The organism is Arthrobacter sp. Rue61a (assembly GCF_000294695.2).
GTDB classification, from domain to species: Bacteria; Actinomycetota; Actinomycetes; order Actinomycetales; family Micrococcaceae; genus Arthrobacter; species Arthrobacter aurescens_A.
In genome coordinates, this window is sequence record NC_018531.1 from 3,513,467 (window position 1) to 3,527,753 (window position 14,287).

Below are 14,287 nucleotides of genomic sequence, written 5' to 3' on the forward strand. Positions count from 1 at the left end.
ACTGTTCCGTTGTCAGCCTACGTTGGCGGTGGCCGGCAGAGTCATGGCACCGGGTGCTTGGCATCGTACGCGACGAATCCGGGCTGCAGGCGGGAGGCAAGCCACGCCATCACAATGCACAACAGGCCGCCCAGGAGCAGCACGCCGCCTTCGCTCAGGAACTGGGTGACGCCCCCGGCCAACATGTCCCCTACCCGGGGCCCTCCGGCCACCACCACAATGAACACGCCCTGAAGCCGCCCCCTCATGTGGTCCGGCGTAGCCGCCTGGAGAATGGTGGTGCGGAAGACGGCACTGACGGAGTCGGAGATACCGGCAAGGGCGCAGCACAGCGCGGCAGGGATCAGCCAGAGCGTCACACCGTCGCGGCCGGCATCCCCGGCCAGCAGCACCACCAGACCAAAGCCGGCAATCGATGCGCCCCAGCCGATCACCGACCACACCACGGCGCTGCCCTGTTTGCGAACCCGGCCCAAGGGCCCGGAAAAGAGGCCGGCCAGGAAAGCGCCCACGGCTGTGGACGCGAGCAGCACACCTACGGTGGTTTCGCCTCCGCCGATCATCACCGCCCCAATGGCCGGCATCAGTGCGCGGGGCTGGGCACAGATCATGGCAATGAGGTCGATGATGAAGGTCATGCGCACGTTGGGCCGGGTGCCGAGGAACCGGAAGCCCTCCACCACGGAGCGCAGCCCTGGCCGCACGGCGTCTTTGGACGGTGGGAGGGGTGGGAGTTTGAAGAGGCCCCACAGTGCGAATGTGAAGCTGATGACGTCAATGGTGTAGGTCCACCCGAAGCCGATGGTGGCTACGAGCACGCCGGCCAGGAGTGGCCCGGCCGTCATGGACAGGCCAAACGTCAGCATGCTCAGGGCGTTGGCCGCGGGAAGCAGATCCTTGCGGACCAGGAGCGGGATGATGGCACTGCGGGCGGGACCGTTGATGCCTTGGGCTCCACTTTGGATGGCCACCAATGCGTAGAGGAGCCAGATGTTGCCGATCTCCAGCCATGCCTGCAAAGCGAGCCCGGCCGTGGTCGCCCAGAGGACAAGCGAGGCGATGAGGGCAACCTTGCGGCGATCGTAGGCATCCGAAATGGAACCACCGTAGAGCCCGGCGAACACCAAAGGAACCAGCGCGAAGATTCCCAAGAGGCCCACATAGAAGCTCTCCTGCGTGAGCCGATAGACCTCCAAGCTGACAGCCACCAGCGTCAACTGCGTGCCGATGGCGGCTACTGATGCCCCCAACCAGAGTCGCCTGAATGCGGGACTCTCCTTCAAGGGGGTGATGTCAGCCAGTAGTTTCGCCACCGTCCTACCTTAACGAGCATTGCAGCAACCTCCCGCAACCTCGCTACGTGCGACTACGGCTTGGTAGGCTCACCCCGGGGAAGGAGTTGACATGGGCTTGGAGCGTCGCTTGCTGTACCGTTCGGGGTTTTGGGAAATCGCACGGCCACGTCATCCCCTCACGGCCGGGCACATCCTGATCAGGCTGTCCGACCCGTCCACGGAATTCGCACAAGCTTCGGCGTCCGACTGGCTTTTCTGCCACAACCTTGTGCGCGCCGCGCTCCACGACGTCCTGGGTTCAACCCGCTGCGCCGTGATGTTTGCCCACCGCTGGCACCCACTGGGCTCCGCCATTGGCGAACCAGTGGCCGAGTCCTCAACACCTACGTTCCACTTCTTCGGGCGCTGGGACGGAGAAACCACGACGCCGGGACTCCAGTTGTCGCTGCCTGCCCACCGCCGTATTGGGGAGCCGGACCACGATCTGGAAGCTACCGATGCAGCGATCCGTGAGGCGCTGCAACGGCGCCGGCCCGAGGCCGCCGTGAGTTCCCTACCCGGGGCGCGCACCGCCGTCGAGCCCTCTTCTGACGTTGGTCCGTTGGTGCGGGCAGTTGAAACGGGACCGCGTCATACGGTGATCGAACCTGTCCGGTCTGTGGCGTCCGTTCGTGACATCCTGCCGGCGGAGCTGCTGGCGATGGGGTCGGTTCTGGCAGGGCTCCCCATGACTGGCGGTCTCAGTGGATTCAGCTGCGTGGCCCTTGAATCGGAGACAACAGGCACCCCGCTGCGGGTCCATGCCTTGGGCCGTTCTGCCGCCGAGGACGTAAATCCCATGGAGGATCTGCTCCGTTCACCAGAAGTTAGCCTTGCCTTATTGTGAACTCCTCAAAATAAGTGTTTCAATGAATGCATGACAGATCACACCACCGAGCAAGCAGAATGGGCAGCTGCCCTGCATGCCCATGGCCGGCGTGTGACCAAACAGCGGCTGGCAGTGCTCGCCGCAGTCCAGCACCATCCGCACTCTCCGGCAGAAGGCATTCTTGCCGCTGCCCGCAAAGAGCTTCCTGAACTGACGGCGCAGTCCGTTTATGTAGTGCTCAGCGACCTCACGGACCTGCAGATGTTGCGCCGATTCGAACCCCCGCACTCCCCGGCGCTGTACGAAACCCGGGTGGGTGACAACCACCATCACGCCGTCTGTATCAGCTGCGGCAAGGTGGAGGACGTGGATTGCGCCGTGGGACACGCACCGTGCCTCACGCCGCACTGGGATGAGAATTCCAAGCCCATGACCATCCAGATCGCGGACGTCCTTTACCAGGGCATCTGCCAGGACTGCCAGTCCAAACAACAGCTTCCCGTAACTTCCGTAACTCAGAAATAAGAAAAAAGGAGAACAATGACTGCCATTTCAACAACTCAGTCAGGTGCCCCCGTTACCTCCGACGCGCACTCGAAGTCCGTCGGCGCTGACGGTGCCATCATCCTCACCGACCACTACCTGGTGGAAAAGCTTGCGCAGTTCAACCGCGAGCGGGTTCCGGAGCGTGTAGTGCACGCCAAGGGCGGCGGCGCATTCGGTACGTTCAAGACCACCTCGGACGTTTCGGCTTACACCAAGGCAGCCTTCCTGCAGCCGGGCGTTGAGACGGACATGCTGATCCGTTTCTCTTCCGTCGCAGGCGAGAACGGTTCTCCCGACACCTGGCGCGACCCCCGCGGTTTCGCCGTGAAGTTCTACACCTCCGAGGGCAACTACGACCTCGTTGGCAACAACACGCCCGTCTTCTTCATCCGTGACGGCATCAAGTTCCCGGACTTCATCCACTCCCAGAAGCGCCTCCCGGGCAGCCACCTGCGTGACGCTGACATGCAGTGGGACTTCTGGACCCTCTCCCCCGAATCCGCTCACCAAGTCACCTGGCTCATGGGCGATCGCGGCCTCCCGGCCTCCTGGCGTGAAATGCAGGGCTACGGCTCGCACACCTACCAGTGGATCAACGCCGCCGGTGAGCGCTTCTGGGTCAAGTACCACTTCAAGTCCAACCAGGGCGTCAAGACCATCACCGGTGACCAGGCTGAGCAGCTTGCCGGCTCGGACGCGGACTTCTACATCCGCGACCTCCAGGAGAACATTGCCGATGGCAACTTCCCCTCCTGGGAACTGCACGTCCAGGTCATGCCCTACGAGGACGCCAAGACGTACCGCTTCAACCCGTTCGACCTCACCAAGGTCTGGCCGCACGGGGACTACCCGCTGATCCACGTGGGCACCATGGAGCTGAACAAGAACCCGGAGAACTACTTCGCGCAGATCGAGCAGGCCACCTTCGCGCCGTCGAACTTCGTACCGGGCATCGCCGCTTCCCCGGACAAGATGCTGCAGGCCCGCATCTTCTCCTACGCAGATGCACACCGCTACCGCGTGGGCACCAACCACGCACAGATCCCGGTGAACCAGCCTAAGAACCAGGTCAACAACTACAGCCAGGACGGCCAGGGTCGTTACCTGTTCAACTCCCCCTCCACCCCGGTCTACGCACCGAACTCGGTAGGTGGCCCGGCTGCTGTTGAGCCCACCTCACCGGCCGGTGGCTGGGAAAACGACGGCGAGCTCACCCTCTCCGCCCACACCCTGCACGCTCAGGACGACGACTTCGGCCAGGCCGGTACCCTGTACCGCGAGGTTTACGATGACGCCGCCAAGGCACGCCTCCTGGACACCATCACCGGTGCCGTTGGCGGCGTGAAGAACGCCGACATCAAGGAACGCGCCATCCAGTACTGGACCAACGTTGACTCCGAGCTCGGCGCCAAGCTCCGCGCCAACCTCGGTGCAGGCCAGACCGAGTCCGACGCCGAAGCAGCCAACAAGCTCTAAGCGTCATTGATTCACTGCATTTCCAGGAACACCCCGTTGCGGCTTCTCCGCGGCGGGGTGTTCCTTTTGTTTTCCACATAGCCCTCCTCGGCTATGGCTGAGCCTGTATCGCCGTCCCTAGGATCCTTCTATGAGCACATTCGAGGGCATTCCTACTGCCGCATTCCGTTTCTACGCAGAGCTTGAAGACAACAACAACCGGGAGTGGTGGCTGGAGCACAAAACAACGTACGACGCCGAGGTAAAGGAACCGCTTGCAGCTCTCCTTTCGGAGCTGGAACCGCAGTTCGGGCCGGCGAAGATCTTCCGGCCCAACAGGGACATCCGTTTCTCCCAAGACAAGTCACCCTACAAAACAGCGCAAGGCGCCTTCGCCGCCAGCCAGGAGGGTGTTGGCTACTACCTCCAAATCAGTGCCGACGGCCTTCTGATTGGTGGCGGATACCACTCCCACACCCCCGCCCAGCTGGCACGTTTCCGGGCCGCAGTGGATGCTCCTGACAGTGGATTGGAGTTGCAGAAGATTGTTGAAGCTGTCGCTGCCGAAGGGTTCGCTATTGAGGGCGAGAAGCTCAAGACCGTTCCGCGTGGTTTCGACCAAGACCATCCGCGCGCTGAGCTGCTCAAGCACAAATCCTTGTCCGCGGGCGTTGAGGTGGGCCAGCCTGACTGGTTGTCCACGCCTGCAGCCAAGGACCGGATCGCTGCCAGGTGGGAGGTGCTAAGGCCACTGGTTGGGTGGGTCAGTGACCATGCGGCGCCTTAGCCGGGCTCATGCCGGCGCAGGCGGTGGTGCTGGTGCTGGTGCTGGTGCTGGTGCTGGTGCTGGTGCGAACACGCAAAAGCGCCCGGAAACCGATGGTTCCCGGGCGCCGATACAGCAATATTGTGCAGCTGTCTGACAAGCTGCTCACATTGTCTACACCTTGGTGAACGTGTCTTCGTCCTCGTCGCCCCTGGGCTGCGTGCTCGTGGTGCCGCCATTGACGGAGGCCCTCGCAGCGGCGAACTTCTCGTTAAGCCGTGAGTGGCGCTGGCCGTAGGAGAAGTAGATGACCATGCCGATGACAAGCCAGATCGCGAAGAAGATCCAAGTTTCCACAGCCAGGTTGGTCATGAGGTAGAAGCAGAGGACTGCGGAGACCCACGGCAGGACCTTGCCGAACGGGACACGGAAAGCAGGCTTGAGGTCCGGGCGCTTCTTGCGGAGAACCAAGATGCCAAGGCTCACCATCACGAACGCGGACAGCGTTCCGATGTTGATCATTTCCTCGAGAAGATCCACCTTGGTGACGCCGGCAACTACGGCCACTGCCGCACCGCAGATGATCTGGAGCCGGGCCGGGGTGGAACGCTTCTCACTGGTCTTGGAGAGCGAGCGTGGGAGCAGCCCATCACGGCTCATGGCCAGGACCACGCGGGACAGCCCCATGAGGAGCACCATGATCACGGTGGTCAAACCAACCAAAGAACCGAAGGCAATGACCTTCGCGGCGTCAGTGTTGCCCACGGCTTCAAAAGCTGTGGTCAGCGTGGGGTTCTTGACCTCGGCCAGCTGAGTGTAGGACACCATGCCGGTCAGCGCGAGGGAGACCAGGATGTAGAGCAAGGTAACCAAGGCCAGGCCACCGAAGATGCCGCGGGGCAGGGTCTTCTGCGGGTTCTTGACCTCTTCGGCGGACGTTGCCACCACATCGAAGCCAATGAAGGCGAAGAACACCAGGGCGGCACCAGCGAAGACACCCAAGGTGCCGTACTGGGCCGGGGCAGCCCCGGTCAGGAAGCCGAAGAAGGACTGCTTCATGACGTCGGCAGCACCGGAGTCGGTGGGCTCAGAGGCAGGAATGAAGGGGGTGTAGTTGGAGAACTTCACGTAGCTGAAGCCAACAACAATCACGAACAGAACCACGCCGATCTTGATCAGCGTGAAGACGTTACCGACGCGGGCGGACAACTTTGTCCCCAGCACCAGCAGCACGGTGAAGATCGCGACGATCAGGAAAGCGCCCCAGTAGAGGTCAATGCCGAACACACTGACTGACGGCGGCATTTCAACGCCCATCAAGCCGAAGACCGTACTGAGGTAGATGCCCCAGTACTTGGCGATCACGGCTGCGGCGGTGAAAAGTTCAAGGATGAGGTTCCAGCCGATGATCCATGCCAGGACCTCGCCCATGGTGGCGTACGTGAACACGTAGGCGGAGCCTGCCACGGGGATCGCCGTGGCGAATTCGGCGTAGCACATGATGGCCAGCGCACATGTGACAGCGGCGATGGCAAAGGAGATGGTGACGGCGGGGCCGGCAAAGTTTGCAGCAGCCTTGGCACCCACGGAGAAGATCCCGGCACCGACAGCAACGGCGACGCCCATGATCATGAGGTCCCAGGTGCTCAGGCTACGTTTGAGCTTGCGACCGGGTTCGTCGGCATCGGCGATCGACTGCTCGATCGACTTGGTCCTGAAAATGTTCATAAAAATGCCACATTCTGGATGGGAGTGGTATAGGACTCATCAAGAATAGTGTCCGGCCAATGGACGGCCATATTTATCCCAGATAGTGAGACGAGTCCCTGATCCCCGTTACGGCTGTGACTGGTGTGACGAATGCGAGTAGTCTCCATCACACCAGCCCAACCACCTAATTGCTCGGAACGTCCCAGTCCATAAGTGTGGATCGGATCAGGAAACGCTTCCCTTCCGGCGACTCAACCGAGAAGCCACTGCCCCTGCCGGGAACCACATCAATGGTGAGGTGGGTGTGGGACCAGTAGTTGAATTGTTCCTTGGACATCCAGAACTCCAAGGGCTGCGGCTGTACTCCGGCTCCGATATCGAAGCGGCCCAGGAGGACATCGGAGTCACCGGTCAGGAACTCCCCCGCCGGGTAGCACATGGGTGCGGAGCCATCGCAGCAACCACCGGACTGGTGGAACATGAGCGGCCCGTGCTGATCCCAGAGCTTTCGAAGAAGTTCCACGGACACCGCGGTGAGCGCCACACGGGAAAAATCTTCCCCGGGCAGCGTCACCGCGGCTTCCAGGCTGATGTTGTTCATCAGAACTTCAGGACCACTCGGCCGTCGATCTTGGCGTGCTTCATCTCGTCAAGGACCGCGTTGACTTCGGAGAGCTCACGGGTGGAGACCGTCGGCTTGATCTTTCCCTGGGCGTAGAACTCCAGTGCTTCCTCGAGGTCCTGCCGCGTTCCCACGATCGAGCCGCGGACCGTAAGGCCCTTGAGGACGATCTCGAAAATCGGCGCGGGAAAGTCTCCCGGGGGCAAACCGTTGAACACGATGGTTCCGCCGCGGCGCGCCATGCCGATCGCCTGCCCGAAAGCCGAGGGGTGGACAGCGGTCACCAATACACCGTGGCAGCCGCCTGTTTCATGTTGGATGACCTCCGCCGGGTCCTCATGCAAGGCGTTGACCGTCAGTTCCGCGCCGTGTTCCTTGGCCAACGCCAGCTTGTCGTCGGCAATGTCCACTGCCGCCACGCGCAGACCCATTGCCACGGCATACTGCACGGCGATGTGCCCCAGTCCCCCGATGCCGGAGATCGTGACCCACTGACCGGGCCTGGCCTCGGTCATCTTCAGTCCCTTGTAGACCGTGACCCCGGCACACAGAACCGGCGCGACTTCCACCGGGTCCGAGCCTTCCGGGATGCGGGCAGCAAAGCGCGTGTCAACCAGCATGTACTCGCCGAACGAGCCGTCAACGCTGTAACCACCGTTCTGCTGAGACTCGCACAGGGTTTCCCAACCAGTACGGCAGTACTGGCAGTCTCCGCAGGCGGACCACAGCCAGGCGTTTCCCACAAGATCGCCCACGGCAACGTCCGTGACGCCCTCACCGAGGGCGACCACTTCACCGACACCTTCGTGTCCGGGAATGAAAGGCGGCGTGGGCTTGACCGGCCAGTCGCCTTCGGCGGCATGGAGGTCGGTATGACATACCCCGGAGGTGATGAGGCGGACCAGCGCCTGGCCGGGACCCGGCGTCGGCCTTTCCACTTCCTTGACCGTAAGGTCGGTTCCGAATTCCGTAACTACTGCAGCTTGCATGGTTGTGGACATTGACGATCTCCTTTGATCGATGAACAGGACGGGTTTAGAAGAAGCCGAGCTTGTTCTCGTTGTAGCTGACCAGGAGGTTCTTGGTCTGCTGGTAGTGGTCCAGCATCATGGCGTGGTTCTCACGGCCAATACCTGAGGACTTGTAGCCACCAAAGGCGGCACCGGCCGGGTAGGCGTGGTAATTGTTGACCCACACGCGGCCGGCCTGGATTTCCCGGCCTGCGCGGTAGGCGACATTTCCATTGCGAGACCAAACTCCGGCGCCGAGCCCGTAAAGGGTGTCGTTGGCGATTCCGATGGCGTCGTTGTAGTCGCTGAACTTGGTCACGGACACTACCGGGCCGAAGATCTCCTCCTGGAAGATCCGCATCCGGTTATGGCCTTCGAAGATGGTGGGCTGTACGTAGTAGCCGCCAGCCAGGTCACCGGAAAGCTCAGCCCGGGCACCGCCGGTGAGCACCTTGGCGCCTTCCTGCTTTCCGATGTCGATGTAGGACAGGATCTTCTCCAGCTGGTCATTCGAAGCCTGGGCGCCAACCTGGGTGTCAGTGTCCAACGGGTTTCCCTGGATGATCTTGTTGGTTCGGGCCACGACGTCCGTCATGAAGGAGTCGTAGATGCCTTCCTGGACCAAGGCGCGGGACGGGCACGTGCAGACTTCGCCCTGGTTGAAAGCAAAGAGCGTGAACCCTTCCTGGGCTTTGTCGTAGAAGGCATCGTTCTGGGCGGCGACGTCGTCGAAGAAGATGTTGGGGCTCTTGCCGCCAAGTTCAAGGGTGACGGGAATGAGGTTGTTGGACGCGTACTGGCTGATCAGCCGGCCCGTAGTGGTCTCACCTGTGAACGCGATCTTGCGGATGCGTGAGCTGGACGCGAGCGGCTTGCCGGCCTCCACACCGAAGCCGTTGACGACGTTCACCACGCCTGCCGGCAGGAGATCGCCGATGAGTTCCATGAGGACCAGGATGGACGTGGGCGTCTGCTCTGCGGGCTTGAGCACCACGGCATTGCCGGCCGCGAGCGCCGGAGCCAGCTTCCACACGGCCATGAGGATGGGGAAGTTCCATGGGATGATCTGGCCGACAACGCCCAGCGGCTCCTTGAAGTGGTAGGCCGTGGTGTCCTCGTCCAGCTGGGAGAGGTGGCCTTCCTGCGCACGAACGGCGGAGGCGAAGTAGCGGAAGTGGTCTGCGGCCAACGGGATGTCGGCGTTGAGGGTTTCACGGACGGGCTTGCCGTTGTCCCACGTTTCAGCGACCGCGAGGAGCTCAACATTCTCGTCAATACGGTCGGCGATCTTGTTCAGGATGGCTGCGCGTTCCGTGGCCGACGTCTTGCCCCATGATGGTGCAACCTTGTGGGCGGCGTCCAGGGCCAGCTCGATGTCCTCGGAAGTGCCGCGGGCAACTTCGCAGAAAGCCTTGCCCGTAACGGGGGTGATGTTCTCGAAGTAGGCACCCTTGACCGGGGCAACCCATTCGCCGCCGATCCAATTCTCGTAACGGTCCTTGAACGTGACCTTCGAACCCTCGGCACCCGGCTGTGCGTAAACAGTCATTGCTAGCTCCTTTGCTGCGAATCACGGTGGCTGTCGCCATTGATCCGAGCCTAGGAGCGGGGAGGTTGCAGCTACGTTGCAACCATGTGAGTCAGCTCACGCTTTCAGTTCCGTTTCGATCCGCTCAAGGTCTGCCACGACGGCGGCGCGCTTGGGTGAGCGAGGCGGCAGCAGCTTCAGGAGCGCAAGGCGGAGGTCGACGTCGTACTTCGCCTCGGGCAGCTCAGCGTACTTGAGGAGCGAATCAACGCTGCCGTCGCTAAGCAGTGCCTCGCGCAGCAGGTGAGAGACGCGCTCGCGCAACTGCACGACGCCGGGCGCCTCCGAACGTGGCAAGAGCGCACCTTTGTAGATTTCCAAGGCGATACGGTGGGCGCCGCGCTGAAGGCAGCTAAGCACCTGGCCGGAATCGGACAAGAGCTCAACCGGCAGGCGGTACGGACGGGACCCGGGGACCGCGTCCGGGCTGAGCTCGTGGATGACCTTGCGGAGCCGCACCATCTCCGCGCGGAGGGTGACGGCAGAACCGTCGCCCGGATACAGCTGGGCGCACAAGTCATCAGCACTCAGCCCGGCGGGATGGCTGCTGAGGATCGCCAGGATCTCGCTGTGCCTGGCAGACAGGGAAACCGTCCGGCCCTCGATGCTGAGCAGGGCTTGGTCGCGGCCCAACAGTTGGAGACTGTTCCGGTACAGCGCGTGGCTGGAGGCGGCAGCCGCGCTCCGGCGTCGAGGCTTGTCCCTGACCGCTGCGGCAAGCTGAAGACGCTCGATCCGCAACTGTGCCTGCGCGGCCGCAACGGTTGCCTCCACCAGGGAAAGGGTGTGCGGGGCAACGGCTGTTTCCGTGCCGGTGATGTCCACGACGCCCAGCACCGCACCGGAATCGGGGTCGTGGAAGGGAACCGCCGTGCAACTCCATGGGTGGACGGACCGTTTGAAGTGTTCGGCGCCGGAGATCTGGATGCTCCGGTCAAGAGCCAAGGCGGTACCGGGTGCGCTGGTACCCACGGAAGCCTCGGACCAGTCAGCACCGGCCACGAACATCATGCCTTCAGCGCGCCGTTGCATCACAGGATCGCCGTCCACCCACAGGAGCCGTCCGACGTCGTCGCCCACTGCCACCAACAGACCACTGTCGTGGCTGGGCTGAACCAGGAGTTTCTTAATAACCGGCATGATGGTGGCCAAAGGGTGCTGCCTGCGGTACTCCTCCAGCTCATCCCGGTCCATCGCAAGCGGCGCCTCGGCGACATCTGGGTTGGCCTGCAGGCTTGCCGAGCGTTGCCAGGATTCACGGACCAAGCTTCGTAATCCGACCATGTCCTCCGGTGCCCCAAGACGCAGGGAGTCCAGCCGTTCGTGGCCAACCAGGGCATGCTTCTGCAGCAGCTCCGCGGCATCGCTGCCTGGAACCGGCGGATGGATTGGATTCCTCATCGAACTCCCTGGCGTCCTGCGCATGTGGTGGGCGGCATGTGATGGGCGGCACAGTACCCTGCAGTCTAGTTCGCGTTGAGGAGATTGTCAGCCGCGGGAGATCCGGATCATTTCCTTTCGCGGAACAACCTTGATGCGCTCGCGGACCACACCATTGCCGTTACCGTCGCTGGAGGTCCAGGCAGTACCCAGGGCAGCCTCGTGGGCATCGAGCCTGTTCCAGCCCTCCCACGTGGTGTATTCCACCCCGCGTTCTTCGAGGAGGTCGATGATCGCCTGCGGGTCCGGGTTCTCCGCCGGGGGCAGATTGAGTCGGTCTTCGAGGAGGAAGCCTATGGTCTCCAAAGCATCGCCCTTGGTGTGGCCGATCAGCCCCACGGGTCCGCGCTTGATCCAGCCCGTGGCGTAGATTCCCGGCACGGGTTTGCCGTCGGCATCCAGGACGCGACCGCCGTCGTTCGGTATGACACCGCGGCGAGCATCGTATTCCAGTTCCTCCAGCGGGGAACCGTGGTAGCCGATGGCGCGGTACACGGATTGGACCGGATATTCGATGAACTCTCCGGTGCCCTTCACGTTGCCCGTTCCGTCCAACTGCATGCGCTCAAACTTGATGCCTGAGACCTTGCCGGGAGTCTCAGGCGAGTCGAGGATCTCCACGGGACTGTGCAGGAAGTGCAGGTGCAGGCGCCGTGACGAGGGCTGCTCCGACTCCGCATGCTCCTCCACCAGCCAGTTGGTCATGGTGTTGACCATGGTCTTGATCTGGTTATTTGTCTTGATGGCTTCATCCGAAGCGTCGTCGAACTCGAAGTCCTCCGGGTACAGGACGATGTCAACGTCCTTGCAGTGGGACAACTCGCGCAACTCCAACGGGGTGAACTTCACCTGGGCCGGGCCGCGGCGGCCGAAGACGTGGACGTCGGTGACCGGGGACTTTTTCAGCCCCGCGAAAACGTTGTCCGGAATCTCCGTGACCAAGAGTTCCTCGGGGTGTTTGACCAGCATCCGGGCGACGTCCAGGGCCACGTTGCCGTTGCCGATCACGGCGATTTCCTTGGCATCCAGTGGCCAGTCACGGGGGACGTCCGGGTGCCCGTCGTACCAGGAAACGAAGTCGGCTCCCCCGAAGGAACCCTCCAGTTCGACGCCGGGGATCCTCAGGTCTGCGTCTTTGATGGCACCCGTGGAGAAGATCACGGCATCATAGAAAGCGCGGAAATCGTGGAGCGTGAGGTCCTTGCCGTAGGTCACGTTGCCCAGGAAGCGGATATCGCCGCGGTCCAAAACCTTGTGCAGCGCGTTCACGATGCCCTTGATCCGTGGGTGATCCGGCGCCACGCCGTAGCGGATCAGGCCGTATGGCGCCGGATATGCCTCGAAGAGATCGATGCTTACCTCCACGTGTCCGTCTTTGACCTCGTTGGATTTGGTCAGGATGTCCGCGGCGTAGACGCCTGCAGGTCCCGCGCCAACGATTGCAACGCGAAGCGGACGATTGGGGGTTGTTGCGGCTGAGTTGGACACCGTTAGCCCTTCCGAAGCAGTGAGCCACGCCATTGTTGGGGCGCGCAGATTCCAATTCTAAATGTCCACCCTGCGCCCAGCTGCCTATATGGCAGGAGTCACAGAAATTGATAAAGATTGCGGAATATTGCGGGCTCAAGCGGCGTTGGCGACAATGTGTCGACACCGGAACAGATCACTGCTAACTCTCCCGCTTCAAGCCAGCCAACGACGGCGACAGCCGGGGGCGGCGGTGGAGGTACCGGCGGTTCCGGTAAGGCCGGCGGCAAGCCCGTGAGGAGCGAGTCGACGGCGGGAATCCTGTTCGGCATCGGCGCCTACGGTCTGTGGGGCCTGCTTCCGTTGTACTTCTTCGTCCTGATGCCCGCCAGTGCCATGGAAATTGTGGCCAACCGCATCGTCTGGTCCTTGCTCTTCTGTGCGCTGCTCATCACGGTCACGCGGGCCTGGAAGACATTGTGGGCGGCGGTGAAGGATCGTTCGGTGTTCGGTCCCCTCGCTTTGGCTGCGGTCCTGATCGCCATCAACTGGCTCACGTACACTTTCGGCGTCACCACGGGCCATGCGGTTGAGACGTCCCTGGGTTACTTCATCAACCCGTTGGTTTCGGTGTTGCTCGGCGTTTTCGTCCTGAAGGAGAAGCTGCGTCCCCTGCAGTGGGCAGCTGTGGGCATTGGCTTCGTTGCTGTAGGTGTGCTGACGTTCTCCTACGGTCAACTCCCGTGGATCGCCCTGATCCTTGCGTTCAGCTTCGGACTGTACGGCTTCGTGAAAAAGCGTGTGGGTCCCAAGGTTGACGCCCTCACCAGCCTCAGCGTCGAGACCGTGGTCTTGGCTCCCTTCGCCGGCATCACCATGGTGGTCCTCGGAGTGACAGGCGTCCAGACTCTCACCACCCTGGGCGCAGGACACTTCTGGCTGCTGGTGGCCTCCGGTGTCATTACTGCTGTACCACTGCTGTTCTTTGGCGCCTCAGCCCGCCGCCTTCCCATGACCACCATCGGCTTGCTGCAGTACTTCGCGCCGGTCCTTCAGTTCATCGTGGCCTTGACGGTGTTCAACGAGACCATGACCACTGCCCGTTGGATCGGCTTCTGCGTGGTGTGGTTGGCACTGGTGTTGCTGACCATCGACATGCTTCGCACCACCCGGAAGAACTCCGTGATGAAGAAGAAGGCGCGCCTGGCAGCTGCCGGCGCCTAGGCCTGGCCCTTCGAAATCGCGGGAGAGGTGCGGGGGCGCGGGAAAGCTGCGAGGACGCCCAAACTATCCCTGCGGTTTGGCAGCCTTCCCGCGAATTCGGCGTGAAGGCTGCTCCAACTACGCCTGAGCAGTTTTGTTCATTTCTGTTGAGGGGTCCTGGAAGCGGACATAAGGTTGCGGAAACTTTCACCGCAATCTCGTCCCCCCACCCCCTGCCACCCAAGTAACTGGCAGTAGTGGTTGTTCCCAGCGCTGGGAACAACCACTACTGCCAGCCAGTTGGGTTGCACGAACGG

Annotated in this window: 13 protein-coding genes; 6 read left to right on the plus strand and 7 right to left on the minus strand. The window is 62.2% G+C overall.

Going from position 1 to position 14,287, the window contains the following annotated elements; translation table 11 throughout:
- Positions 1 to 41: 41 nt before the first annotated feature.
- Positions 42 to 1,313, minus strand: a complete 1,272-nt coding sequence (locus tag ARUE_RS16035; RefSeq protein ID WP_014922453.1) for an MFS transporter — start codon at positions 1,311 to 1,313, stop codon at positions 42 to 44.
- Positions 1,314 to 1,404: 91 nt separating this feature from the next.
- Here ARUE_RS16035 and ARUE_RS16040 point away from each other — a divergent pair, with 91 nt between their 5' ends.
- The 5 genes from ARUE_RS16040 to ARUE_RS24150 all read left to right on the plus strand — a co-directional run bounded on the left by ARUE_RS16040 (position 1,405) and on the right by ARUE_RS24150 (position 5,118).
- Positions 1,405 to 2,181, plus strand: coding sequence for a hypothetical protein (locus tag ARUE_RS16040; protein WP_014922454.1), 777 nt, complete (start codon positions 1,405 to 1,407; stop codon positions 2,179 to 2,181).
- A gap of 30 nt (positions 2,182 to 2,211) precedes the next feature.
- Positions 2,212 to 2,688, plus strand: a complete 477-nt coding sequence (locus ARUE_RS16045) for a Fur family transcriptional regulator (protein WP_011775694.1) — start codon at positions 2,212 to 2,214, stop codon at positions 2,686 to 2,688.
- Between the two features lie 15 nt (positions 2,689 to 2,703).
- The gene (locus ARUE_RS16050) at positions 2,704 to 4,185 is read left to right on the plus strand and encodes a catalase (protein WP_011775695.1); all 1,482 of its coding nucleotides are present in this window, start codon (positions 2,704 to 2,706) and stop codon (positions 4,183 to 4,185) included.
- 130 nt (positions 4,186 to 4,315) lie between these two features.
- A complete protein-coding gene (locus ARUE_RS16055) occupies positions 4,316 to 4,951 on the plus strand; it encodes a DUF2461 domain-containing protein (RefSeq protein WP_014922455.1) in 636 nt (211 codons plus the stop codon).
- Between the two features lie 8 nt (positions 4,952 to 4,959).
- Positions 4,960 to 5,118, plus strand: a complete 159-nt coding sequence (locus tag ARUE_RS24150; protein ID WP_159101465.1) for a hypothetical protein — start codon at positions 4,960 to 4,962, stop codon at positions 5,116 to 5,118.
- On the opposite strand, the gene ARUE_RS16060 is transcribed toward ARUE_RS24150, so the two are convergent.
- The 6 genes from ARUE_RS16060 to ARUE_RS16085 form a co-directional block, all read right to left on the minus strand.
- Positions 5,105 to 6,658, minus strand: a complete 1,554-nt coding sequence (locus ARUE_RS16060) for an APC family permease (protein WP_011775697.1) — start codon at positions 6,656 to 6,658, stop codon at positions 5,105 to 5,107. The two genes, ARUE_RS24150 and ARUE_RS16060, sit on opposite strands and share 14 nt — an antisense overlap.
- 166 nt (positions 6,659 to 6,824) lie before the next feature.
- Complete coding sequence (locus tag ARUE_RS16065; protein WP_011775698.1) at positions 6,825 to 7,241, minus strand: DUF779 domain-containing protein; 417 nt, start codon at positions 7,239 to 7,241, stop codon at positions 6,825 to 6,827.
- Positions 7,241 to 8,263, minus strand: coding sequence for an alcohol dehydrogenase AdhP (gene adhP / locus ARUE_RS16070; protein ID WP_014922456.1), 1,023 nt, complete (start codon positions 8,261 to 8,263; stop codon positions 7,241 to 7,243). Before adhP ends, ARUE_RS16065 begins: the two co-directional genes overlap by 1 nt.
- Positions 8,264 to 8,297: 34 nt before the next feature.
- On the minus strand, positions 8,298 to 9,821 hold the full coding sequence (exaC, locus tag ARUE_RS16075) for an acetaldehyde dehydrogenase ExaC (RefSeq protein ID WP_011775700.1): 1,524 nt from the start codon (positions 9,819 to 9,821) through the stop codon (positions 8,298 to 8,300).
- Between the two features lie 96 nt (positions 9,822 to 9,917).
- A complete protein-coding gene (locus ARUE_RS16080) occupies positions 9,918 to 11,261 on the minus strand; it encodes a GAF domain-containing protein (protein WP_014922457.1) in 1,344 nt (447 codons plus the stop codon).
- Between the two features lie 87 nt (positions 11,262 to 11,348).
- Positions 11,349 to 12,788, minus strand: coding sequence for an FAD-dependent oxidoreductase (locus ARUE_RS16085; protein WP_043471409.1), 1,440 nt, complete (start codon positions 12,786 to 12,788; stop codon positions 11,349 to 11,351).
- Positions 12,789 to 12,905: 117 nt separating this feature from the next.
- Between ARUE_RS16085 and rarD the strand changes: the two genes are divergently transcribed.
- Positions 12,906 to 13,991 carry an EamA family transporter RarD gene (rarD, locus tag ARUE_RS16090; RefSeq protein ID WP_014922459.1) on the plus strand — a complete coding sequence of 362 codons (1,086 nt, stop codon included), beginning with the start codon at positions 12,906 to 12,908 and terminating at the stop codon, positions 13,989 to 13,991.
- The last annotated feature ends 296 nt before the right edge of the window (positions 13,992 to 14,287 follow it).